Annotated in this window: 21 protein-coding genes; 10 read left to right on the plus strand and 11 right to left on the minus strand. The window is 68.2% G+C overall.

The window, feature by feature from the left end:
* Positions 1 to 23: 23 nt before the first annotated feature.
* The 3 genes from B9D87_RS04670 to B9D87_RS04680 are packed head-to-tail and all read left to right on the plus strand — an operon-like array spanning position 24 to position 5,154.
* Positions 24 to 1,829 carry an N-acetylglutaminylglutamine amidotransferase gene (locus tag B9D87_RS04670; protein WP_007775863.1) on the plus strand — a complete coding sequence of 602 codons (1,806 nt, stop codon included), beginning with the start codon at positions 24 to 26 and terminating at the stop codon, positions 1,827 to 1,829.
* Positions 1,826 to 3,616 carry an N-acetylglutaminylglutamine synthetase gene (gene ngg, locus B9D87_RS04675; protein ID WP_007775862.1) on the plus strand — a complete coding sequence of 597 codons (1,791 nt, stop codon included), beginning with the start codon at positions 1,826 to 1,828 and terminating at the stop codon, positions 3,614 to 3,616. Before B9D87_RS04670 ends, ngg begins: the two co-directional genes overlap by 4 nt.
* A 53-nt stretch (positions 3,617 to 3,669) precedes the next feature.
* Positions 3,670 to 5,154, plus strand: a complete 1,485-nt coding sequence (locus B9D87_RS04680; RefSeq protein ID WP_007775860.1) for an MFS transporter — start codon at positions 3,670 to 3,672, stop codon at positions 5,152 to 5,154.
* Between the two features lie 11 nt (positions 5,155 to 5,165).
* On the opposite strand, the gene B9D87_RS04685 is transcribed toward B9D87_RS04680, so the two are convergent.
* From B9D87_RS04685 to B9D87_RS04710, 6 genes are all read right to left on the minus strand, one after another.
* On the minus strand, positions 5,166 to 6,680 hold the full coding sequence (locus tag B9D87_RS04685) for a serine/threonine-protein kinase (RefSeq protein ID WP_007775858.1): 1,515 nt from the start codon (positions 6,678 to 6,680) through the stop codon (positions 5,166 to 5,168).
* Positions 6,681 to 6,776: 96 nt separating this feature from the next.
* Positions 6,777 to 8,576 (minus strand): serine/threonine protein kinase PknE, encoded by a 1,800-nt coding sequence (locus tag B9D87_RS04690; RefSeq protein WP_007775857.1) that lies wholly within the window; start codon positions 8,574 to 8,576, stop codon positions 6,777 to 6,779.
* Between the two features lie 170 nt (positions 8,577 to 8,746).
* Positions 8,747 to 9,088 (minus strand): hypothetical protein, encoded by a 342-nt coding sequence (locus B9D87_RS04695; RefSeq protein ID WP_007775854.1) that lies wholly within the window; start codon positions 9,086 to 9,088, stop codon positions 8,747 to 8,749.
* A gap of 122 nt (positions 9,089 to 9,210) precedes the next feature.
* Positions 9,211 to 9,927, minus strand: a complete 717-nt coding sequence (locus B9D87_RS04700) for a pyrimidine reductase family protein (protein ID WP_007775851.1) — start codon at positions 9,925 to 9,927, stop codon at positions 9,211 to 9,213.
* Between the two features lie 3 nt (positions 9,928 to 9,930).
* Positions 9,931 to 10,428, minus strand: coding sequence for a flavin reductase family protein (locus B9D87_RS04705; RefSeq protein WP_007775849.1), 498 nt, complete (start codon positions 10,426 to 10,428; stop codon positions 9,931 to 9,933).
* 94 nt (positions 10,429 to 10,522) lie between these two features.
* A complete protein-coding gene (locus B9D87_RS04710) occupies positions 10,523 to 11,803 on the minus strand; it encodes an APC family permease (protein WP_040631782.1) in 1,281 nt (426 codons plus the stop codon).
* A gap of 111 nt (positions 11,804 to 11,914) precedes the next feature.
* Between B9D87_RS04710 and B9D87_RS04715 the strand changes: the two genes are divergently transcribed.
* The gene (locus tag B9D87_RS04715; RefSeq protein ID WP_007775845.1) at positions 11,915 to 12,661 is read left to right on the plus strand and encodes an arsenate reductase/protein-tyrosine-phosphatase family protein; all 747 of its coding nucleotides are present in this window, start codon (positions 11,915 to 11,917) and stop codon (positions 12,659 to 12,661) included.
* Entirely contained in the window at positions 12,661 to 14,142 is a 1,482-nt protein-coding gene (locus B9D87_RS04720) for a multicopper oxidase family protein (protein ID WP_007775843.1), read from the plus strand. The genes B9D87_RS04715 and B9D87_RS04720 overlap by 1 nt, the downstream gene beginning before the upstream one ends.
* A gap of 6 nt (positions 14,143 to 14,148) precedes the next feature.
* On the opposite strand, the gene B9D87_RS04725 is transcribed toward B9D87_RS04720, so the two are convergent.
* Positions 14,149 to 15,273, minus strand: a complete 1,125-nt coding sequence (locus B9D87_RS04725) for an FAD-dependent oxidoreductase (RefSeq protein ID WP_007775841.1) — start codon at positions 15,271 to 15,273, stop codon at positions 14,149 to 14,151.
* Positions 15,274 to 15,343: 70 nt separating this feature from the next.
* On the opposite strand from B9D87_RS04725, the gene B9D87_RS04730 reads away from it, so the two are divergent.
* Positions 15,344 to 16,243: a hypothetical protein gene (locus B9D87_RS04730; RefSeq protein ID WP_415623701.1), complete on the plus strand. Its 900-nt coding sequence runs from the start codon at positions 15,344 to 15,346 to the stop codon at positions 16,241 to 16,243.
* On the opposite strand, the gene B9D87_RS04735 is transcribed toward B9D87_RS04730, so the two are convergent.
* Complete coding sequence (locus B9D87_RS04735; RefSeq protein WP_007775835.1) at positions 16,240 to 17,157, minus strand: TIGR03619 family F420-dependent LLM class oxidoreductase; 918 nt, start codon at positions 17,155 to 17,157, stop codon at positions 16,240 to 16,242. The two genes, B9D87_RS04730 and B9D87_RS04735, sit on opposite strands and share 4 nt — an antisense overlap.
* A gap of 191 nt (positions 17,158 to 17,348) precedes the next feature.
* On the opposite strand from B9D87_RS04735, the gene B9D87_RS04740 reads away from it, so the two are divergent.
* Complete coding sequence (locus tag B9D87_RS04740) at positions 17,349 to 17,960, plus strand: PadR family transcriptional regulator (protein ID WP_080598651.1); 612 nt, start codon at positions 17,349 to 17,351, stop codon at positions 17,958 to 17,960.
* On the opposite strand, the gene B9D87_RS04745 is transcribed toward B9D87_RS04740, so the two are convergent.
* The gene (locus B9D87_RS04745) at positions 17,957 to 19,708 is read right to left on the minus strand and encodes a 3-ketosteroid-delta-1-dehydrogenase (protein ID WP_174320974.1); all 1,752 of its coding nucleotides are present in this window, start codon (positions 19,706 to 19,708) and stop codon (positions 17,957 to 17,959) included. The genes B9D87_RS04740 and B9D87_RS04745 overlap by 4 nt on opposite strands.
* A 103-nt stretch (positions 19,709 to 19,811) precedes the next feature.
* Between B9D87_RS04745 and B9D87_RS04750 the strand changes: the two genes are divergently transcribed.
* Entirely contained in the window at positions 19,812 to 20,933 is a 1,122-nt protein-coding gene (locus tag B9D87_RS04750) for a 3-ketosteroid-9-alpha-monooxygenase, oxygenase component (protein ID WP_007775831.1), read from the plus strand.
* A 2-nt stretch (positions 20,934 to 20,935) separates the two neighbouring features.
* A complete protein-coding gene (locus B9D87_RS04755; RefSeq protein ID WP_007775830.1) occupies positions 20,936 to 21,220 on the plus strand; it encodes a hypothetical protein in 285 nt (94 codons plus the stop codon).
* 89 nt (positions 21,221 to 21,309) lie between these two features.
* On the opposite strand, the gene B9D87_RS04760 is transcribed toward B9D87_RS04755, so the two are convergent.
* On the minus strand, positions 21,310 to 22,218 hold the full coding sequence (locus B9D87_RS04760) for a hypothetical protein (RefSeq protein WP_007775829.1): 909 nt from the start codon (positions 22,216 to 22,218) through the stop codon (positions 21,310 to 21,312).
* 351 nt (positions 22,219 to 22,569) lie between these two features.
* Here B9D87_RS04760 and B9D87_RS04765 point away from each other — a divergent pair, with 351 nt between their 5' ends.
* Positions 22,570 to 23,127: a TetR/AcrR family transcriptional regulator gene (locus tag B9D87_RS04765; RefSeq protein ID WP_007775828.1), complete on the plus strand. Its 558-nt coding sequence runs from the start codon at positions 22,570 to 22,572 to the stop codon at positions 23,125 to 23,127.
* 67 nt (positions 23,128 to 23,194) lie between these two features.
* Here the strand turns inward: B9D87_RS04765 and B9D87_RS04770 are convergent, their stop codons facing one another.
* Positions 23,195 to 23,623, minus strand: coding sequence for a nuclear transport factor 2 family protein (locus B9D87_RS04770; protein ID WP_007775826.1), 429 nt, complete (start codon positions 23,621 to 23,623; stop codon positions 23,195 to 23,197).
* Positions 23,624 to 23,635 lie beyond the last annotated feature (12 nt).

Here is a 23,635-nt window from a genome sequence, read left to right on the forward strand (position 1 = left end):
CGGACAACGGTAGGGTCGAAGGCGTGTGCGGAGTCACCGGGGAGGTACGACTCGACGGGCAGGCGCCCGATGTAGCGGCGGTCTCAGCGATGGCCGCGGTGCTGACACCACGGGGTCCGGATGCCGGCGGCGCCTGGTCGCAGGGTCGCGTTGCGCTCGGCCATCGTCGCCTCAAAATCATCGATCTCACCGAAGCCGGCGCCCAGCCGATGGTCGACTCGGAGCTGGGCCTGTCGCTGGCGTGGAACGGCTGCATCTACAACTACAAGGAGTTGCGGCAGGAGCTCAGCGGGTACGGCTACCGGTTCTTCTCGCACAGCGACACCGAGGTTCTGATCAAGGCCTACCACCGCTGGGGCGACGACTTCGTCAGCCATCTGTTCGGCATGTTCGCCTTCGCCATCGTCGAGCGCGACAGCGGGCGGGTGCTGCTCGGCCGGGACCGGCTCGGCATCAAGCCGCTGTACCTGACGGAGGACAACCACCGCGTGCGGTTCGCGTCCACGTTGCCGGCCCTGCTGGCCGGCGGCGGCGTGGACACCCGGATCGACCCGGTCGCCCTGCACCACTACATGAGCTTCCACTCGGTGGTGCCCGCGCCGCACACCATCCTGCGCGGCGTCCGCAAGGTGCCGCCCGCGTCGCTGGTGGCCATCGAGCCGGACGGCAGGCGCACCGTCACCACGTACTGGGCGCCCGACTTCACCCGTCACGCCGACCGAGCCGACTGGTCGGAGCGCGACTGGGAGGACGCGGTGCTGTCCACGCTGCGGCTGGCGGTCAAGCGCCGCCTGGTCGCCGACGTGCCGGTCGGCTGCCTGCTGTCCGGGGGCGTGGACTCCAGCCTGATCGTGGGTCTGCTCGCCGAGGCCGGCCAGCACGGCCTGTCGACCTTCTCCATCGGCTTCGAGTCGGCGGGCGGCGTCAAGGGCGACGAGTTCCAGTACTCCGACATCGTGGCCAAGCGCTTCGAGACCGACCATCACCAGATCCGCATCGATTCCGACCGGATGCTGCCGGCGCTGGACGGGGCCATCGGCGCGATGAGCGAGCCGATGGTCAGCCACGACTGCGTCGCCTTCTACCTGCTGAGCCAGGAAGTGGCGCGGCACGTGAAGGTCGTGCAGTCCGGTCAGGGCGCCGACGAGGTGTTCGCCGGCTACCACTGGTACCCGCCGATGGGCTCGCCGGCCGCCGCATCGCTGGAGGGTGCCGTCGCCGAGTACCGCGGTGCCTTCTTCGATCGCGATTCGGCGGAGCTGGCCGGCCTGCTGGGGCCGGGCATCATGGCGCCGGGTGACCCCAGCCTGCGGTTCGTCACCGAGCACTTCGCCCAGGCCGGCGCCGAGACCGGCATCGACCGCGCGCTGCGGCTCGACACGACCGTGATGCTGATCGACGACCCGGTGAAGCGGGTCGACAACATGACGATGGCGTGGGGCCTGGAGGGCCGGGTGCCGTTCCTCGACCACGAGCTGGTCGAGCTCGCCGCCACCTGCCCGCCGGAACTCAAGATCGCCCACGAAGGCAAGGGCGTCCTGAAACAGGCTGCGCGACGGGTGATTCCGTCAGAGGTCATCGACCGACCGAAGGGATATTTCCCGGTTCCGGCGCTGACCCATCTCGAAGGCCCCTACCTCGACATGGTCCGCGACGCCCTCTATGCGCCGGTTGCCAAGGAGCGCGGGCTGTTTCGTGCAGACGCGGTCGACACCCTGCTGGAGAATCCCAACGGCAAACTGACCCCGCTGCGGGGTAACGAGCTCTGGCAGATCGCCCTGCTCGAGCTCTGGTTGCAGCGTCACGGTGTATCGGGCCCGGTTGCATGACCACGGTCGATCCGTCCGGCGACCACACCGAGGCGATCACGCTCGGTCTGCACGACGCCTCGCCGCCGGAGCTGGTGGACGCGATGGCCAAGGATGTCGAGCTCGAACTCGGTTGGGGCCGGCTGATTTTCGGGCAGACCTTCGCCAATTCCCAGGAACTGGTCGAGGCGCTGCGCCGCGAGGGGCCCGGGCGTCGCGACATCTGCATCTACGCCCGCGAGTCGCACGTGGTGGTTGCCGAGGCGCCCACCGAGCTGTTCATCGACCCCAGCCACACCTACCGGCTGCGTTTCACCCCTAAGACGAAGAACCTGGCGCCGTCGCCGCTGGGCGTGACGGTGCGCACGCTCAACGACCCGATCGATGCCGACGCCATGAACCGCGTCTACGTGCGTTGCGGCATGGTCCCGGCCGGCGTCGACGTGATCTGGGACAACCATCAGAACGTGCCGGCGGTGAAGTATCTGCTCGCGGTGCGCGACGAGGACGGGGCCGTGGTCGGCACCGTCACCGGCGTCGACCACGAGTTGCTGTTCAACGACCCGGAAGAGGGCTCGAGCCTGTGGACGCTGGCGGTCGATCCGGCCGCCGGGCTCCCCGGCGTCGGCGGCGCCCTGACCAAGGCGCTGGCCGAGCACTTCCGCAGCGCGGGCCGCGCCTACATGGACCTGTCGGTGGCGCACGACAACGCCGCCGCCATCGGCCTCTACGAGAAGCTGGGGTTCCGCCGCGTCCCGGTGCTGGCGATCAAGCGCAAGAACGCGATCAACGAGCCGCTGTTCACCCCGCCGCCCGAGACGATCGACGACCTCAACCCGTACGCCCGGATCATCGCCGACGAAGCGCTGCGCCGCGGCATCTGGGTCGAGGTGCTCGATGCCGAGACGGGCGAGATGCGCCTGACCCACGGCGGCCGCAGCGTCGTCACGCGCGAGTCGCTGTCCGAGTACACCTCCGCGGTGGCCATGTGCCGCTGCGACGACAAGCGGCTGACGCGCCGGCTGGTCTCCGAGGCGGGCATCACCGTGCCGCGCGCCCGGCTGGCCACCTTCGACGAGGGTGACTTCGCCTTCCTCAAGGAGGTCGGCGAGGTCGTCGTCAAACCGACGCGTGGCGAGCAGGGCAAGGGCATCACCGTCGGGGTCCTGCCGGACAACGGACCCGACGACCTCAGCTCCGCGCTGGCGCGGGCCCGGCAGCAATACCCGGACGTGCTGATCGAGCAGCGGGTGACCGGCGACGACCTGCGGCTGGTGGTGATCGACGGCCGCGTCGTCGCCGCCGCGCTGCGGATGCCCCCGGAGATCATCGGCACCGGGGAGCACAGCGTGCGCGACCTGATCGCGGCCGAGAGCCGGCGGCGCTCGGCGGCCACCGGCGGCGAGTCCCGCATCCCGCTCGACGACCTCACGGAATCGACGATCGCCGAGGCCGGCTGGAGCCTGGACGACGTGCTGCCGCAGGGCACCCGGCTGCGGGTTCGCCGCACCGCCAACCTGCATCAGGGCGGCACCATCCACGACGTCACCGCGCACGTCAACAGCGAACTGTGCCGCGTCGCGGTGACGGCCGCCGAGGCGATCGGCATCCCGGTGACCGGCATCGACCTGCTGGTGCCCGACGTCAGCGGCGCCGACTACGCCTTCATCGAAGCCAACGAGCGCCCCGGGCTGGCCAACCACGAGCCCCAGCCCACGGCCGCGGCCTTCATCGACTTCCTCTTTCCCGGCCACCCCGGCCAGCCGCAGGCCTGGACCCCCGAAGAGTCCCGGGCCGATCGCGGCTGAGGCCGACGGGTGCTGAGTGGGTAGATCTCTGTCAAACGCCGAACGGAGACCGCATGAGTGCCAGCGCGCAAACAAAGACCATCTCGACGCACGTGCCGGCACGGCTGGACCGGTTGCCGTGGTCGCGGTTTCACTGGCGCGTCGTCGTCGGGCTGGGCGGGGTGTGGGTGCTCGACGGGCTCGAGGTCACCATGGTGGGCAACGTCTCGGCCCGGCTGATGGAGCACAACAGCGGCATCTCGCTGAACGCCGCGCAGATCGGCATGGCGGCCGCCATCTACATCGCGGGGGCGTGTTCGGGGGCGCTGTTCTTCGGCCACCTGACGGACCGCTTCGGCCGGCGCAACCTGTTCATCATCACGCTGGCGATCTACCTGGTGGCCACGGTCGCCACCGCGTTCGCGTTCGCCCCGTGGTACTTCTTCCTGACCCGGTTCTTCACCGGGTCGGGCATCGGCGGCGAGTACGCCGCCATCAATTCGGCCATCGATGAGTTGATCCCGGCGCGGGTGCGCGGCCGGGTCGACCTGGTGATCAACGGAACCTATTGGCTGGGCTCGGCCGCCGGTGCGGGCGGCGCGCTGGTCCTGTTGGACACGTCGAACTTCCCGCCCGACATCGGCTGGCGCCTCGCCTTCGGCATCGGCGCCATCCTCGGCATTTTCGTGTTGCTGGTGCGGCGCAACGTCCCGGAGAGCCCGCGCTGGCTGTTCATCCACGGCCGCGACAAGGAGGCCGAGCAGATCGTCGGCGACATCGAGGAGGCGGTCGAGCGGGAGACCGGCGAGCCGCTGCCCGAACCGCAGGGCAAGGCGCTGCGGATCCGCCAGCGCACGGCGATTTCGTTCCGCGAGATCGCCGCCGTGGCGTTCAAGCTCTATCCGCGGCGCGCGATCCTGGGACTGGCGCTGTTCATCGGCCAGGCGTTCCTCTACAACGGCGTCACGTTCAACCTCGGCACGCTGCTCAGCCAGTTCTACGCCGTGCCGTCGGGCATGGTGCCGGTGTTCTTCGTGCTGTGGGCCCTGAGCAATTTCGCCGGGCCGCTGGTGCTCGGGCACCTGTTCGACACCGTGGGCCGCAAGCCGATGATCACGTTGACCTACATCGGTTCCGGGGTGGCGGTGGTGGCGCTGGCGATCGTGTTCCTCACCCAGGCCGGCGGCGTGTGGGCGTTCATCGGCGTGTTGATCGTGGCGTTCTTCCTGGCGTCGGCGGGCGCCAGCGCGGCGTACCTGACGGTCAGCGAGATCTTCCCGATGGAGACCAGGGCCCTGGCGATCGCGTTCTTCTACGCGATGGGCACGGCGATCGGCGGCATCACCGGCCCGCTGCTGTTCGGTCAGCTGATCAACTCGGGCATGCGCAGCGAGGTCGTCTGGTCGTTCCTGATCGGCGCGGTGGTGATGGCCGCGGCCGGGCTGGTCGAGTTGTGGCTCGGCATCGCCGCCGAGCAGCGCCCGCTCGAGGAGCTGGCGCTGCCGTTGACCGTGGAAGACGCTGAGCGGCAAGAGGATTCGGAGCCGGTCACGGACTAGGCCCGGACGGGTCAGCCGTACGCGTCCCACCACGTGTGCAGGTCTTCGACGGTCGCCGGATCGCCGGTGACGTCGCTGAGCATGAGCCTGGCGTCGTTGGACCAGATCACGTTCGGGTGGCCGTTGTAGGTGCCGCACGCGATCAGGCCCGCCATGTCGTTGGGGGTCTCGTCGTAGTGCCAGCTGACGGGCGAGCGTCCCTCGCCGGGGCAGTTCACCAGGCTGACGTTGCCGACGTCGTCGTTGAAGGCCTTCTTCAGCCGGTCGGGCGTTGCGAACAGGCCGTAGGTGGCCCGGGCCGGGCCGCCGGGCTGGGTGTTCTGTCCGCAGGTCACCATGGCCACCGCGTGCACCCAGATGCTGCCCGACTCGGCAGTGGCGGGCGTGCAGGTTCCCGGCAGGTAGCCCGGTGGCAGCAGGCTGATCAGTCGCGCCGCCTCGCCGCTGGGGGCGGCGGCCGACGGCGGCGCCGTCTTGCCCGAGCTCGCCCGGTGCTGCGGCTGGCTGGTGGGTTTGAGCACCAGCCAGACGCCGACGGCGCTGATCGCGACGGCGACGACGGCCGCGGCGGCCACCATCGGCCAGCGGGTGCGCCGGCGCCGCGGCGGCGCGGGTGGGCTGATCGGGACCTCGGCGACCGCGGTGCTGCTGCGTTCCAGGATCGTCGCGGCGCGTTCGCGTTCCGGGCTGGTGAGCGCCTTGTGCGCGGCGTCCGCCAGCGCGCCGGCGGTGGGGTAGCGCTCGCTGGGATCCTTGGCCATTCCCGCCGCGATGACCGCGTCGAATGCCGGGTTCACGCCGTGCGCGCTGGGTTTGGGGATGGGGTGCATCAGGTGCGCGGTGACCAGCGCGCCCGTGCTGTCGGCCGCGTACGGTGGCACGCCGGTCAGGCATTCGTAGAGCACGCACGCCAGCGCGTACACGTCGGCGCGAGACGTCACGTCGCTGCTCGACGAGTCACTCGAAAAGCGTTCGGGCGCCATGTATTTCAATGTCCCCACCGCGGTGCCCAGTTGGGTGAGCTTCTCGTCGGTCTTGGCGCTGGCGATGCCGAAGTCGACCAGATAGGCGAAGTCGTCGCCGGTGATCAGGATGTTCTGCGGTTTGACGTCGCGATGCGTCACCCCGGCGGCGTGGGCCGCGTCCAGGGCGGATGCGACCTGGTGGATGATGGCCACCGCGCGCGGCGCGGGCAGCGGTCCCTCCCGTTGCAGCAGGCTGTCCAGGTCGGCACCCTCGATGAGGCGCATCTCCAAGAACAGCTGGCCGTCGATCTCGCCGTAGTCGTGGATCGGCACCACATGCGGCTCCAGCAGCCGGCCGGTGATGCGGGCTTCGCGCTCCATTCGCTTGCGGAACACCGGATCCTGGCTGAACGTGTGCGACATCAGCTTCAGCGCCACGGTCCACTGCTTGACGGTGTGCTCGGCCTCGTAGACCTCGCCCATGCCGCCCCGGCCGAGCAGCCGGCCCAGGCGGTACGGGCCGAACATCGTTCCCGACCGCGAGCCCTGCGCGTCGCCCATCGCCGACTCCAATCAACTCGCCGCAGGAAACGTACAACATCCCCGTGTGCTGCGATGGCGGCTCGCCCCACCGGCGGCCCCCGGTCCGGCCGCTCGCTATCCGGTGAGTTTCGTCAGCCAGGCCGGGTTCTGGTAGTTCACCGCGGTCGTGCCGTCCCAGACGAAGGGCGTGGAATTGGCGTTGTCCGCCGACAGGGTCGAGTAGCCGTTCGCCGCCTTCGCCTTGGCGGTGCCGATGTCGTCGCCGGACTTGATGCACGCGACGACGGCGCCATCCGCGCCGACCGTCTTGGCCAGTTGCGCGAGCTCGCCGTCGGTGCGGTCTTCGGCGGCGCCCTCTTGGGGCTGAAAGCTGCTGGCGAACAGGCCGGAATAGAAGTCGACGTAGACCTTGGGGTCGTTCTGCCCGGCGACGCAGTAGGTGGCCGCCACCGCGCGCGTCGAGTAGTCCTGGCTGTGCGACTTGTCGTCGAGGAAGTTCAGCAGGTGGTAGCGCACGGCGAGCTTCTTGTTGTTCACGGCGGTGTCGATGTCGGTGGCGTTCGACCTGATGAAGCTGCCACACGGCGGGCAGATGGGTTCGTTGAAGACGTCGATCGTGGTCTGGGCCGCCGAACTGCCCACGAACACACCGTCATCGAGGACCCGCAGCGCCACGGCATCCGGCGGTGGCGGGGGTGGGGCGGGCGCGGGCCGGGTCTTCGATTCCCAGGGACGGACGACGCCGAGGATCACCCCGATGAGCGCCACCGTCAGGGTGGCGGCGACACCGACCCACAGCCAGGGTTTGCGGCTGGAACGCGGCGGTTGGCCCCACGGCGGTGTCGCGCCGGCGTTCGTCCAGACCGGCGGGCCGCCCCACGCGGCGGGCTGCAGCCCCGGGGCGCCGGCGGTCAGGGGTTGCGCGGCGGGCGGCGCGGGCCAGCCGCCGAGGGGCGGTGGCGCCGGCGCGGCGACGGGCGGCCCGGGCGCGAAGCCGCCGGCCGGCTGGCCGGCGAATGCGGCCGGTGGCGTTGCCATTTGGCTGCGTTCCAAGATGTCGGTGGCCCGATCCTGATCGGGTGCGGCCAGCGCGCCGTAGGCGGCCGCCGACAGGTCACCACAGGTGAGGAAGCGGTCCGCCGGGTCCTTGGCCATGCCGCGGGCGATGACCCCGTCGAAGGCGGCCGGGATGCTGGGCCGGGCCGCGCTCGGCCGCGGGATCGGCTGGTGCATGTGCGCGCCCATCACGCTGAGCTGGTCGCCGGTGTAGGGCGGCGAGCCGGTCAGGCATTCGTACAGCACGCAGGCCAGCGCGTAGATGTCGGCTTTCGCGGTGATCTCGGAGTCGCCGAACCGTTCCGGGGCCATGTATTTGGCGGTGCCCACGGTGGTGCCGAATTGCGTGAGCTTTTCGTCCGAGGTGGCGCTGGCGATGCCGAAATCGACGAGGTAGGCGAAGTCGTCGGCGCTCACCAGAATGTTTTCCGGTTTGACGTCCCGGTGCAGGATCCCGGCGGTGTGGGCGGCGTCGAGCGCCGAACCGATCTGGCGGACAATAGCTATCGCCCGCGGCGGTGAGATCGGCCCGTAGCGCTTCAGCATGCTGGCCAGGTCTTTGCCGTCGATCAGCCGCATGTCCACGTACAGCTGGCCGTCTATCTCGCCGAAGTCGTGGATGGGCACGACGTGCGGTTCGTGCAGCCGTCCGGCCGTGCGGGCCTCGCGCTGCATCCGCGAACGGAAGACCGGGTCGTTGGACAGGGTGCGCGACATCAGCTTCAGGGCCACGATGCGCTCGCGGACGGTGTCCTCGGCCTCGTAGACGTCGCCCATGCCGCCGCGACCGACCAACCGCCGCAGCCGATACGGCCCGAATTGCGTACCCTCCCGCGAATCCGCGGTCGCGTCACCCATCGACACTCCTCACCCGCCGGCCATGCGCCGCAAACCGGCCGCCGGCGCTGGCGCCGTGGCGGCGACTGCGCCGAATCCGCGTATGCGGTGGCATGCAGGCCTAAGGCTAAGGTTTTCGCGACCTCGGGGCACGGCGAATAGCGAAAGCCAGCTAATTCGACGGCGCGGAATTAACGGTTGTCGTCGTCGCCGCTGGCGCGTTCGGTGAGCCCCTCTCGGGACAGCGCGCGGACGAATCCGTAGGCCTGCATCCCGGCCGGGCCCGGATTGTCGAAGATCCATTCGTTGATCTTTTCCAGCGCGTTGGCCAGGTCGTCGCGCTTGACTCGCACCAGGTAGGTCTTCCGGTCGTCGTCGGGATCCTCGATGGAGTCGGCGACCGCGACGGGATTCTTGAACGCGTAGGCGATCCCGTGCACCGCATCGTGATTCAGCGCCCATTGAATTTCACTGGGGCGCAGTCGATTCACCGCCAGATTACGGTAGTCATGGTCGTGGTCTGAACTGCTCACCGGGCCGGTGATCCTATTCTCGAACGCGTTTCAAGCCGGGCATTTTCATCATAGGAACAGGCGCCGTCGGCTGCATGTTGAGCGCTTTCGCGCACCCGCACTCCGCCGGGCCGCCGCGCGGCTCAGCGGCGATATTTCACAAACAGATAGCCGTCGCAGACGAACACGTGCTCGAGTTGCATGGTGACCGGGGTGGGCAGCCGGGCCGGGTGTGACCGGTAGCCGACCGGCTGGCTCGCCGCCAGCTTCGGGGCGAGGGTCACGCAGATCTCGGTGACGGCGTCGGCCTCCACCAGCTCGTCGAGCAGCGTGGGGCCGCCCTCGCACAGGATGCGGTGCATGCCCAGCTCGCGCAGCATCGCGACCGCGCGGGAGACGTCCACCGAGTCCTGCCCGGCGACCATGACGTGTTGCCGATCGTCGTCGGGGTCGTGTCGTGCCGCGGTGCGTTCGCAGGTGACCAGGATCGGCGGCTGGTCCGGGTTGCTGAACAGCCGGGCCGGTAGTTCACCGCTGCGGCTCACCACGGCGATCGGGGGCGGTTCGGCGCGCCCTTCGTGCTGCCGCCTGGCGCGCGCCGCGTCGCTCAGCTTCACCGGGCCATAGTTTTCGGCGCGGGCGGTACCGGCGCCGACGAGCACGACGTCGGCCAGGCCGCGCAGGATGTTCAACAGCCGCTGATCGGTGGGGCATGACAGGGGACCGGCGCGACCGCCGAACGCGGCCGCGCCGTCGGCGCTGAAGATCATGTTGGCGCGCACGCCATCCGGGGGATCGGCATAGAACGGCGCGAGTTCGACGATGCCGGGGACGGCGCCGATTCGGGGCGACTCGCTCACGCGCTAGGCCTCATGGCCGGGTTCCAGCTCGCGCACGTCGCCGAAGGACACCCAGGTCTCCAGTTCCTGTGGCGGGCTGCCGCCCACCGGCGCCAGCAGGTGCCCGACGTGATCGCCCAGCGAGAAACGTTCCAGGATCTCGCCGGCGAACCAGGCGGCGGCGTCGTCGAGGATGGGCAGCTGTTCGGGGCCGCGGTGCCAGGAGCATCGGGCGAACTTGTCGACCTCGTCGCCGGTCTGGCTGCCGAAGAGCTCCACCACGTCCAGGTGGTCGTGGTCGAACACGTGCACGGCCAGGTGGGAGGCGTCGTGGGCGACGCGGAAGGTGTGGTTGCGCCGGGACAGGCCGACCAGGAAGCGGGGTGGATGGATGCTGGTCTGGCTGGCAAAACCCACCAGGCAGCCGGCCGGGGTGCCGTCGGCCTGGGTGGTGACGACGTACATCGGATAGTTCAGCAGCGCCACCAGCTTGTCGAACGCTTCGGTTTCCGGGTCGGACATCCGGTCAGTCTTCCCCGTCCGGCCCGCGGGGAATCGCGTTGTGGCGAATTGGCCGGTGACGGGCCGCGACCGACCCCGGTGAAATTCGCCGGCGTCAGGTGTGATTCCGGTTGCGTCGCAACCCCATTGGGGCGACGAAGCGGCGAATCAAGTAGGCGGCTGCGCCGATGCCCAGCACCACCACACCGGACAGCGCGGACCACGGCGGCATCGCGATGGCCAGCACCACGCAGCCGAGCAGCCCGATCAGCGGAATGGCGCGGTGCGGGCGTCCCTCGTCGGGGCCGAGGGTGAACGCGGAGGCGTTGGCGACGGCGTAGTAGATCAGCACGGCAAAGGAGGAAAACCCGATCGCGTCGCGAAGGTCGGCGGTGGCGGCCAGGGCCGCGACCACGACGCCGATCAGCAACTCCGCACGGTGGGGCACCCGAAACCGTGGGTGCACGGCGGCCAGGGCACGGGGAAGGTGGCCGTCGCGCGCCATCGCGAACGTGGTGCGCGAGACGCCGAGGATCAGCGCGAGCAGGGAGCCGACCGCCGCCACCACCGCGCCCACCCGCACGACCGGGACCAGCCAACCGGCCCCCGCGGCGCGGGCCGTCTCGACGAGCGGGGCGGCGCTCTGGGCGAGGCGGCCCGGCCCCAGCACCGTCAGCGCGGCCACGGCCACCAGCGCGTAGACGGCCAGGGCGATGGTGAGCGCCAGCGGTATCGCGCGGGGGATGGTGCGCGACGGGTCGCGCACCTCCTCGCCCAGCGTCGCGATGCGCGCGTAGCCGGCGAAGGCGAAGAACAGCAGACCCGCGGCCTGGACGACGCCGCCGGCGGTGGCGGCGGTCGGGTGGAGTTGATCGGCGCCGGACGCCGCGGCGGTGAACGCCGCGACGACGACCGCGGCGAGCACCGCCAGCACCGAGCCGACGATGACGCGGGTCAGCCAGGCCGACTTCTGCACGCCGCCGTAGTTCACCGCGGTGAGCACGACCACCGCGGCGACGGCCACCGCATGCGCCTGCGCCGGCCACGCATAGACGCCGATGGTCAAGGCCATCGCCGCGCAGGACGCGGTCTTGCCGACGACGAAGCCCCACCCGGCCAGGTATCCCCAGAAGTCTCCCAACCGTTTTCGGCCATAGACGTAGGTGCCGCCCGACGCGGGGTAGCGCGCCGCCAGTCGAGCGGAGGAGGTGGCGTTGCAGTAGGCCACGGCCGCGGCCAACGCCAGGCCCGGCAGCAGTCCCGAGCCGGCGGCGCGCGCGGCAGGCCCCAGCGCCGCGAAGATGCCCGCGCCGATCATCGACCCCAGCCCGATCACCACCGCGTCGAAAACGCCGAGGCTCCGGCGCAATTCGCCGTCGGTCGGCGGGGTGCTCATCGGGGTGGTACCGGACACTCGGTCTCCTCGAAGGTCGCCAGAGATGGGCACGCCTGTGTCACTCGCGCGCTGCCTAACCTATCAAATCATTTTGATGTATTGTGCGGAAGCATGGCGGCAGCCGATCGAGCGAACGTTCCACCGCTGATGCAGCTGGCGGCGCACCCCCTGCGGTGGGCGTTGCTGACCGAACTGGCATCCGGGGACCACCGGGTGCGGGAGTTGGCCGCCGCGGTCGGCGAGCCGCAGAACCTGGTCTCGTATCACCTGCGGCTGTTGCGTTCGGCCGGACTCGTCGAGGCGCGACGCAGCAGCTTCGATGGGCGCGACACCTATTACTGGCTGAACCTGACGAAGTGCGCCAAGGCATTTCGTGAGTCCGCCGCGGCGTTGCATCCGGCCTTGGCGCCCGGGCCCGCGACTATGGCGGCGCCGCGGTCGGTGTTGTTTTTGTGCACCGGCAACAGCGCGCGGTCGCCCATGGCCGCGGCGCTGCTCGAGAAGCGCGCCCGGGGCCGCATTCGAACGGCGAGCGCGGGCAGCCATCCGAAGCCCGAGCTCCACGTCAACGCCCTCCGGGTGATGCGCGAGGAATACGGCATCGACCTCAGCGGCACCCGGCCCCGATCCCTGGCCGCGGTCTCCCGGCGCCGGTTCGACTGTGTGATCACGCTGTGCGACAAAGTGCGCGAATACGCGCGCGACCACGACCTGGCGACCACGATGCATTGGAGCCTGCCCGACCCGTCGGCCGCGGGCGGCGGCTACCCGCAATTTTCGCGCGTGGCAGGCGAATTGAGCCGGCGGGTGGAGTTCTTCGTGCCCGATCCGGGCGCCCCACCGGGCGGGCGCTGGTGATGGCGCTCAGCCGGCGCCAATTCGGCAAGTGGGCGGGCGTCGCGCTGACGGCGGCGGCGGGAAGCGCGGGTGCCGGTGTCGCGTGTACGCACCCGTCGCCCCAGGGCCCGCCCGGCGGCAAGGCCGACTACACGCTGCGGATCGGCACGGGCAAGGTCGAGCTGGCCCCGGACCGCATCGTGTCCACCCTGACCTACAACGGCCAATTTCCCGGTCCGCTACTGCGATTCAAGGAGGGCCGGCGCACCTGGGTCGACGTCGTCAACGACACCGATTCGCCGGAGCAATTGCACTGGCACGGCCAGCACATCGGCGCCGACGTCGACGGCGCCGCCGAAGAGGGCACCCCCGACATACCCGCACATGGCATGCGCCGGATTTCCTTCGTCCCCGGCCCGGCCGGCCTCCGCTTCTATCACACCCACGTCGTCCCGCGCGCCGATCTCTCGCGTGGCCAGTACAGCGGCTTGGTGGGCCCGGTCTACATCGAGCCCGCGCACGACGCCGGCGCTTACGACCAGGAAATCTTCCTGACGCTCAAGGAGTTTGAACCCGCCTTCAGCCGCGGGGGCGACATGGCCAGTGACTTTCTGGCCGGCGAGCAGGACCAAGACCTCAGGGACAGAGGCGAGTCGGCGATGGCCGCCTCGCTGGGGCGCGGCGAATCACCCGGCAACGAGGTGGGGTACGGGGCATTCGCGATCAACGGGCGCATGCTGGGCCACGGTGATCCCATTCGCGTGCAAGCCGGTCAGCGGGTGCTGCTGCACGTTCTCAACGGCAGCGCCACCGAGACGCGCAGTCTTGCCCTGCCCGGGCACACCTTCGACATCGTGGCGCTGGACGGCAACCCGGTGCCCACGCGGGCGGCGGTGCCGGTGTTGTGGCTCGGGGCGGGCGAGCGAATCTCGGCCCTTGTCAGCATGACCCATCCGGGAGTGTGGGTGCTGGGCGATCTGTCCGACGACGACCGCGGCCACGGAATGGGCGTGGTGGTCGAATACGCCGGGCGCGGCGGGTATCCGCAATGGGCGGCGCCCCCGCCCTTCAGGTGGGACTACCGGCTGTTCGGCACGCCGCAACCGACCGGTGTCCGGCCGCCCGACCACACCATCGACATGTTGATCGAGAAGCGCAACGCCGCCGACAACGGTTTCAACGTCTGGACGATCAACGGCACGCCTTTTGCGATGGACGCCAACAAGCCCGTGCTGCACATCGCGCGCGGCATGCGTTACCGGCTGCGGTTCCGCAACGCCAGCGACGACCTGCACCCGATGCACCTGCACCGGCACACCTTCGAAATCACCCGGTTCGCCGGGACACCGACCGCCGGCGTCCGCAAGGATGTCGCCATGCTCGGCGGCTACCAGAGCATGGAGGTCGATTTCGTCGCCGACCAACCCGGCCTCTCGCTGCTGCACTGCCATCAGCAGATCCACATGGATTACGGGCTCATGCTGCTGCTCGACTGCAGCTGAGCATCCTCACCCCAGCGGGTCGTTCTGGCGCACCCCCCGGTACATGCCCCAGCGCACGATCCACGGCATCACCACGCGCTCGACCGACCACGACGGGAAGCGGAAGGCGTGGCCGGTGGGCAGGAAGACCTCCAGCCCGTTGGGCTGTATGCCCACCAGGGAGCCCCATCGCCGGGTCGGTGCACGGTAGGTGCGCAGCGGCCGGCCGGCGAAGTCGGCGAGGACGTTGCGCGCCACCAGCGTGTCGCCGCGGTTACGGGCGGAGCTGCGCAACGGGTCGGTCGCCGCGACGTCGCCGACCGCGAACACGCCCCGGTGGCCGGGCACCCGCAGCTCCGGCGTGACGCGCACGAAACCCCGCTCGTCGAGCAGTTCCGGCGGCAGCCACCCGGTGTTGGGCCGCACCCGCCCGATCGCCCACAGCACGGCGTCGGCGGCGGCCGGGGGTTGCCCGGTGCTCCAGTGAACCGGTCCGCTGGTCAGTTCGTCGCCCGCGAACCCGTCGGCCACCACCGCGCGGTGTCCCGGGTGCAGGCCGACGCCCAGCTGGGCCAGGCGGCCGCGGATCCGCTGCCAAATCCGTGGATGGTGCCCCTCGAGCGCGGACTCGCCGGGGAAGTACAGCTCGATCCGCTTGTCCGGCCAGGTGGTCGCCATGTTGAGCGCGCTGCTCACCGCCGCGGCCCCGCCGCCCACCACCACCACCGACGCGGCGGCGGCCAGCCGGTCGTGCGCGGCGCGCAGTCCCGCGCCGATCTCGGCCGCCGACTGCAGGGTCGGCTGCCGCCAGAAGCCGTTGCTGACGCCGGTCGAGATGACCAGCGCGTCGTACGGCTCGGTGATCGCCGTGCCGTCTTCGGTTCGGACGAAGACGGTCTGGGCGGCCAGGTCCACCCCGGTCAGCGTGGCCTGCACGGTGCGAACGCCGTCGAGGCGGCGGAACCGGTCGAACGGGATCCAGTAGTCGCGCGCCCAGTCGTGCGGACGCGAGAGCCGGACGCCGAGTTCCTGACCGCTCACCAGCGCGGGTTTGGCCGAGATGCCGACGACGTCGGCGTGCCGGGACAGCCGGATCGCCGCGAGGACGCCTGCGTCCCCGAGTCCGGCGACGATGACACGCTTGCGGTTCATGCCGTTATCCTGCCCTGCGTAGATTGCGGGCGAGCCGTTGACCGATCCGAGAGCGAGGGGGGCACGTCAGTTGATCGTCTCGCGCAGAATCGACAGCCCGGCGCGGCTGGGGGAGTCCGGGGCGTCGGCGCATCCGCGGGTGAGTCCCGCGCTGCGCACCTTTCTGAGTGCGATGGTGCGCGCGTCGGCCCCTCGTCCCGCCGCGGCCCGGCGCGCCGCGAAGGACTTCGAGAAGCGCCTGATGCCGGCGGTCATCGCCGAGATCCGGTGGTCGTTCAGCCGGCCGCGCACCTGGTTGATGGGTGTGGTGGCCAACGTGCTCTTCGCCGGCGGCTGGTTGCTGGTGCAGCCGCTGACTCTTGGCCGGCACCACGACTGGGTGATCCTGGTGGGCACCTATTTCTCCTCCTGGGTCCTCGCCGACGTCACCACCACCAACTTCCTGGGCGCCGACCATTACCGCATCCTTCGCGGTTTGTCGGACGGGGTGCCGTTCTGGCGAATCCTGTTGATCAAGAACCTCGCCCTGCTCGCGATCGTCGGGCTGCCCACCCTGGCCGCCGCGGTCGCGTTGACGCTGTGGCTGGAAACACCGGCGCGGCTTGGCATTACGATGCCCACCGTCGCGGTGCCGATTGTGTCCTGGCTGGGTGTCGGCAACTTCATCTCGGTGCTGCACCCGGTCAGCGTCGAGCCGCTGATCCGGCGCTGGCGCCAGCGCGGGGACCTGCGCCGCACCCGCAGCTGGGTGCTGGCCCTGACGTTGCCGTACGCGCTGTACTACGTTGCCGATCCGATGAACGGGGTGGAGCACCGCGTGTTGTGGCAGCAGGCGCCCGCCCTGTTCTGGCCGGTGTTCGGGCGTGACACCAAAAGTTTCGTCCACCTCGCCATCGCCGCGAGCGTGTGGGTCGCGGGCAGCATCGCCGCGGTGTATTGGGTGCGCCGGCGCGGACTGCAGATCCGCTAGGACACCTGGGGTTTGATCTCTTCGATGACCCATTGCGCGTAGTCGAGGTATTCGTCCACGCCGCTGACGGCGGGGACCGGAACCGCGGTCACGGTCACGCCCTGCTGGGCGAGCCAGCTCAACCGGTCGACGATCTCTGTGGCGCTCATGCCCGGGCGGTCGGTCGCGCGGCGGGCGACGTGTCCCTCGCCGACCCGGTTGGTGCCCAGCCCGTGCATCACCTCGAAGTCCCGGCCGTCGTAGGAGGGTTGGGACTTGATGTAGTCGAGCTTCCCGGCGATCTGTTCCGGTTGTGTGAGGAATGGCCACCACCCGGACCCGAAGGTGGCCGCCCTGCGCAGCGCGGCGTCGGCGTCCCCCCCGATCCAGATCGGAAGATGGGGTTTTTGAACGGGTTTCGGGTCGAAGGCGATGTCGGCGAACGACACATACCGTCCTTCGAACCGAGGCGTGTCGCTGGTCCACAATTCGACGATGGCGGCCAGATACTCGTCGGCGATGCGGCCCCGTTCCTTGAACGGCACTGAAAGCAACTCGAACTCGCGGGCCAGCCACCCCACTCCGAACGTCACCATCATCCGGCCGCCGCTCATCCAGTCCGCGGTGGCCAGCGCTTTGGCCACCACGATGGGGTGCTGCAGCGGCAGGATGGTGACGCAGGAGTTGATGGCCACCCGTTCGGTGGCCCCCGCGATGAAGGCTTGGGCGGTGGTCGAGTGCAGGTAGTGCGACCCGGACAACTCGACGTGGTCGGTGGGGATGACGAGATGCTCGGGCACCGCGATCATGTCGTAGCCCCACCGGTCGGCGCATTGCATCATGCGTCGTTGTTCGGGCCCGGTGACGGCCGCCTCCCAGGGCTGCGTAATCGCCTTGAGGCGCAGCAGGTGCGGAACGGGGAAGGCGAATTTCACGGGGCAACTCCTGCTGAGCTCTCGGATAGCCGACGTTGTCGGCAGTCCCTGTAACAATCGCACGCGCATCCCGACCAGCGGTCCATGCCGGGCAACCTTTTCCCGCGAGTTGTTAGTCTGGCGACGTGGACGGGCCTGGCGACAAACCCACGAAGGCGGCACTGGCCGCGACGAGTTGGGCGCTGCTGGGCATGATGTCCTACGAAGAGGAAGTCTCGGGCTACGACCTCAAGAAGTGGATCGACTGGAGCGTCGACCTTTACTACTGGAGCCCGTCGTACAGCCAGATCTACACGGAGCTGAAAAAGCTCGAGAGCCTGGGCCTGGTGACATCACGCGTCGAGCACGACGAGGGTACGCGCAGCCGCCGGCTGTACAAGATCACCTCGGCGGGGATGGCCGCCGTCACCGACTGGACCAACAACGCGCCGGTGGACCCGCCGGTGCTCAAGCACAGCGTGTTGCTGCGGGTGACCTTCGGGCACCTGAGCAACCCGGCGCGGCTGAAGGAACTGCTGCAGGAGCACGCGGCGTATGCCGAAGCGCGACATCGCAAAGCGGTGGAGGACGCCGAGGGGGCGGAGATCGAGCCCGCGTGGGCGTATTCGGTGATCGCACTTCGCTGGGCGGCCAAGTATTACGCCGCCGAGCGAGAGTTCGCCTTGGAGCTGATGAAGGACATCGACGAAGCGGATGCCATCATCGAGAAGGCCGCCAAGGGCGGCTACGGGCGCCCGCGCCCCACGCCGGGCTTCTGGCGCGAAGTCGAAAAACAGATCGAAGCCCAACGCGAAGCCGACTAGTGCTGCCGGTGGCGGTCAGCCTGGCCCGGCTCCACCGCGCTTGCCGTCGCCGTACCCGCCGCGTCGCGGGCCGCGATGTAGCCGTAAACGAGGCCCTGCGCGATCGTCGCACCCGCTCCCGGATAGGTCGTGCCGAAGGCGTTGGCGGCGGTATTGCCGATCGCGTACAGCCCGGGGATGGCTGTCCCGTCTTCGCGCAGCACCCGCGCCCGTTCGTCGGCCTTCAGCCCGCCGCACGTGCCGAGATCGGAGAGCACCATCCTGACGGCGTAGAACGGCCCCTTGCGCAACGGACGCAAGTTCGGATTCGGGGTTATCGTCGGGTCGCCGTAGTACCGGTCATAGGCGCTGCGTCCCCTGCCGAAGTCGGGATCTTCTCCCGCGCAGGCGCTTTCATTGAAACGGAGCATTGTCGCGGTGAATTCCGGGATCGGGACGTTCATGTTCGCGGCCAGCTCTGCGTGGCTGTCGGCACGCACCGCGATACCCGCGTCGTACCAGGCCTGGGGAATTCGCATCCGCGGAAATAACTCGGCGCCAAAGACATAACTGTTGCGGTATTGCTGGTCGAAAACGATCCACATCGCCTCGACAGGCGTTCCCGCCCGTTCCAGTTCGAGCAGCCGTTGGCCGAACGACATGTAGTCTGCGGACTCGTTGGCGAACCTGCGGCCGTTCTGGTCGACGATCAGCGAGCCCGGGAGTGATCGTTCGGCGAGCATCACCATCGGTGCCTTGCCCGGCAGCGGTGCGACGGCCGGAAACCACCATGCCTGGTCCATCAAATCGACGTCCGCCCCGAGCTCCTGGGCCGCGCGGATTCCGTCGCCCGTATTCGATTCGGCACCCAGGCTCAGGTTCGCGCCCAGCGCTTCGGACTGGAATTTCCACCGCAGGTCCATGCTGTGGTCGAATCCGCCCGTCGCCAGCACCACACCGCGCCGCGCCGTAACGGTGACTTCGCGTCCGGCGTGGTCGAGGACGGCGCCGGTTACCCGGCTGTCGTCGCCGGCGAGCCGCAACAGCGTGGTATCGGTCCACAGGGGGATTCCCGCCCGCAACACGCCCGCAAAAAGGCCGGCCGTCAGGCCTTGGCCACCGGCCGCGTAGTGACGCCCCAACAGCAGGCCGCCGACGCCTTGGGTCACTCGTTTGAGGATCGTCGGGATGCCCTTGCGCGGCACCCGCGCCATCAGATTCATCCAGCGGTAGTCCGCGCCCGTCGTCGGGACGGGGACGCCGGCCTCCATGACCCCGGGCCGCAGCCGGGAACGGTATTCGCCCAGCACCGAGGTGTCCAGTGGGCGGCATTCGCAGGTGCGCCCCGCGGCGCTGCCCCCGGCTTGCTCGGGGTGGTAGTCCGAGTAGTCACGGGCCCAGAAGAGACGCAGCGGAGTGGTCCGGCGCAGCAACTCGACCGTTGCGGGCAGGTGGGCCAGAAACGCGGCGGAGCGCTGCGCCGGTGCGGACCCGGCGACCACCGATTCGAGGTAGGTGGCGGCACGTTCGGCGCTGTCGTTGGCACCGGCTTCGGCGAGCACCGGACCGGCGGGCAGCCACAGTGCACCGCCGGACCGGGCGGTCGAGCCGCCCACGTATGACGACTTCTCCACGATGAGCACCGATAGCCCGAGCTCACGGGCGGCGAGCGCGGCCGTCAAGCCGGTGCCGGAACCGACTACCAGCAGGTCGACGGTCATGTCGGCCACTGGAAGTCCGGCGGGAATCGTCGTGCTTGGCGCGGTCACGTCACAAAACGGTAGGCGTGGGCGTGGGGGCGCAGCAACGGTCCTCCTGATGAGTGGAACATCCGTCCCCCGAAGCCCGGTTGGAGGTTGTTCAATGATGCCCATGAGTTTGCAGTCCGATGCCGACGAAATCCGACTCATCGAGGCGCAGGCGACGCCGACGCGGTTCGCCCGCGGCTGGCACTGCTTGGGTCTGATCAAGGATTTCGGCGACGGTAAACCGCACGCGGTCAACGCCTTCGGGCAGAAGCTCGTCGTCTTCCGCGGCGGTGACGGGAACATCAACGTGCTCGACGGCTACTGCCGCCACATGGGCGGTGACCTGTCCCAAGGCGAGGTCAAGGGTGACGAGATCGCGTGTCCGTTCCATGACTGGCGTTGGGGCGGCGACGGTCGCTGCAAGCTGGTGCCCTACAGCAAGCGCACCCCCCGACTGGCGCGCACCCAGGCATGGACCACCCTGCAACAGGACGGGATGCTGTTCGTCTGGAACGATCCCGAGCGCAAACCACCGCCTCCGGAGGTGACGATCCCGCGCATCGAGGGCGCCACCAGCGACGCGTGGACCGATTGGCACTGGTACACCACCGTGGTGGACACCAACTGCCGCGAAATCATCGACAACGTCGTGGACATGGCGCATTTCTTCTACATCCATGGGTCTTTGCCCACGCAATTCAAGAACATCTTCGAAGGCCACGTGGCGACGCAGTACATGAACAGCGCGGGCCGTCCCGACATCGGCGGTGAGGGTCCCAAGATGCTCGGGACCACCTCGGTGGCGTCCTACTGGGGTCCGTCATTCATGATCGACGACCTGACCTATCACTACGAGGACGCCGACCACCAGACCGTGCTGATCAACTGCCACTACCCGATCGACGCGAATTCGTTTGTGCTGCAATACGGGATCATTGTCAAGAAGTCGGACGCCCTGCCCGAGGACCTGGCCATGCAGACCGCGATTGCTCTCGGCGACTTCGTCAAGATGGGCTTCGAGCAGGACGTGCAGATCTGGCGGCATAAGGCGCGCATCGACAACCCACTGCTGGTCGAGGAAGACGGTCCGGTCTATCAGCTGCGTCGCTGGTATCAGCAGTTCTACGTCGATGCCGCCGACGTGCAACCGGATATGGTGGACCGCTTCGAGTTCGAGCTGGACACCACCCGGCCCTACGCGGCGTGGATGAAAGAGGTCGAGGACAACATGACGGCCAGGGCCTGACGATGCTGGAAGCGTCTGTGCGCGAGGATAACCGGCTCGAAGCGGCGCCGATGGTGCCGGTGACGTGCCGTGAGTGCCGTGCACGGGTGCTGGCGCGCAAAAGCAGTTGGAACCAGACCAGCGTGCAGTGGGACGCGGCGTCCTCGGCGCGCTGTGTCGAGCGGCGCGAGGCCGAGCGCCTCGCCGGCCATCACCGGGGACCGTTCCTGGCGTGTGAAGCTTTGCGCGATTCGATTCAGGTCGCCGTTGCGACAGGGGAATTGGCGATCGTCGACCCGATAGCCTGACCGGCGTGCCGCACCCGTCCGTGAGCCGGCAGCCTGTCGATCGGTGACGCGTCGACGCCGTGCAGAGGCGGGTGCGGCATGGTCGCCTCCTACGTAGACGACACCGGCATGATGGGGATCTTCTTCATCGCACTGGCGCGCGGATCGGGTGCTGCGGCGGCGGCACGATGATTTTCTTCACCCCGGGTATAGGTCCACACGCAGAAGGGTTCGCCGACGGCGAATTTGAAATCTTTTGGTGGCAAGTTGATCTCAAGTTTGCAGCCAGGGAAGAACGGTGCCGAGATGCGTTGCTCGAAAGTGCAGTTCATCCATGCTCGCGCGGGTGGGTAGAGACCTTCATCCGTGTACTTCTGCAGCACCTCGCATCGACGCATGTTGAGTACCACATGATCAGGGTTGTGCACGATGTACTCGCCGCCATACCCGAGCGTGCCGTCGATGCTCAGGCACGCCAGCTTGAGAAAGTCGACGACATGCACGGGCTCGATCTTGAGCACCTTGGCCAGCTTCGGGTATTCGTAATCGATGATGAGCTGGTACATGTCCGGTAGTCCCAGCCAGACCTCTTCTTCGGGAATGATTTTGGTCCACTGATCGATGAAATAGTTGTGCCCTTTCAGGTATTGGTCCCAGTAGGTCTTGATGAGCCGCATCAGCGCATCCTTGGTCAGATCCTCGGTCTGAACATCGAAGGGAATCGCTTGGTACTGGGGGTTTTTCCAGTCCCAGGCCGGGGGTGCGATGAAACGGCCCATGGGCATCACCTGGCGCATTACCGCCCTGGACACTTCGGCGGCCACGTCCATGGCGGTGTTGATGCCGACTTTCTCTGAGTAGATTTTGACGTGGGCATAGGGCATGAAGTTCAACGTGTCTTCGAACACGCGGGCCAAGCCGAGAAGAAAATCGCGTGAGAAGTCCTCGATATTTCCGACCTTGCCCATGAAGTCGTGGGAATAGTCGTCGTAGTTCAGTTGGGCTGATTCGGTGGTCATTGCTCCTCCTAGTGACTTGCGATGTCGTTGCATCGCCTTCGCGTGGTGTCGCCCGCGTCGGTCGAGCGTTTTTGAGGTTCGACCCCAGGCCGGTACACGGCCGATAACTCACCACGTAGGCTGTGTCAGATTCAGCATGCCTGGCAGAATCTGACATGTTTGAGCGTAGGGTTATGACCATGCATCTGGCCGTCTGGCTTCCCGCTCAGCGGGACCTCGCCCGCCATGGATACGCGCGTGAGCAGTACGGACAGCTACGATGAACGGGCCAGGCGGGTATCAGGGAGCCGTAACGTGAGGGTAGTGAGCAGGCCCGCGACACTGACAGCGCGGCGTGCCGCGGAACTCCGCATGGAAATCGCCTTGGCGGCCCGCAACCTTTTCCTGGCGGAGGGTTCGACCTCGGTTACGGTCGAGCGAATCTGTGCAGCGGTGGGCATCGCGCCGCGTACCTTTCACCGTCACTTCCCGGTCAAAGAAGACGTCGTGATGCCGCTGTTTCAACGATTCGGCGCACTGAGCATCGAGGTTCTCGACAACGCCGCGCCGACCAGCGACACCGTCGACACGCTTGTCGAAGCGTTCGCAACCGAGGTCCCCAAGCGTGGGCAGATCGATATCGACCGCGCGTTCATGGCGCTAATGATCGACAACCCCCAATACCGACTGCGGTGGCTGGATTGGGGAGAAGATCTCATCGGTCCCGTCTCCGCGTTTCTGGCCGATCGATTCGATATTGGCAATGATCCGTTCACCCGAGAGTTGCCGGCGCAGTTGGTTATTCAGGCTTGTCGGTACGCCTATGTGCACTGGGTACGGGATGGCGACTTCGGCAACCTGCGGTCCACCCTGCGCGTTGCCATGCAGATGATCGTCCGAAGCCTGCCTACCCTGCCGCCCCCAGAGTGATACGGCGCAGCTTCATACGGTGAACTCTCCGTGGAACTTTGGGCGGACCGATAGCCGCCGGCACCGGTCACCCGCCGAATACGTCGAGTGCTCCGACGTACGCGCGGTTGGCCTTGACTCGCTCGGTCAGGCACCACGACCCATCAGGGCGGCGCCGCCACGTGTCGTGATAGTCGCCGATGGTATAAAACCGCGTCGTCGGATCGGCTGTCGAGTTCAGGTGCACGTCGCGGACATAGGAGCGGCTCACCGCGGTGTCTCCCGTGACGTCGATGATGATGTTGCCCAAGAGGTGTTGAGTGGGACCGCACCCGTCGAGGAACCCGCGAATCGTTTCGATGATCGCAGTGCTTCCCTCCAGTCGCCCCGTCCCGAGATCCCCGTGGGCATCCTCGGCCAGGATCGCGGCCATCGCCGCGTAGTCGCGGTCGTCCATGGCCCGGGCGAATCGGATCAGCGCGCGTTGCACGTCACGCTCGTCGCACAGCGTCTGCAATCGATCAGCAAC

The sequence above is a fragment of the Mycobacterium colombiense CECT 3035 genome (genome assembly GCF_002105755.1).
Taxonomy (GTDB): Bacteria; Actinomycetota; Actinomycetes; order Mycobacteriales; family Mycobacteriaceae; genus Mycobacterium; species Mycobacterium colombiense.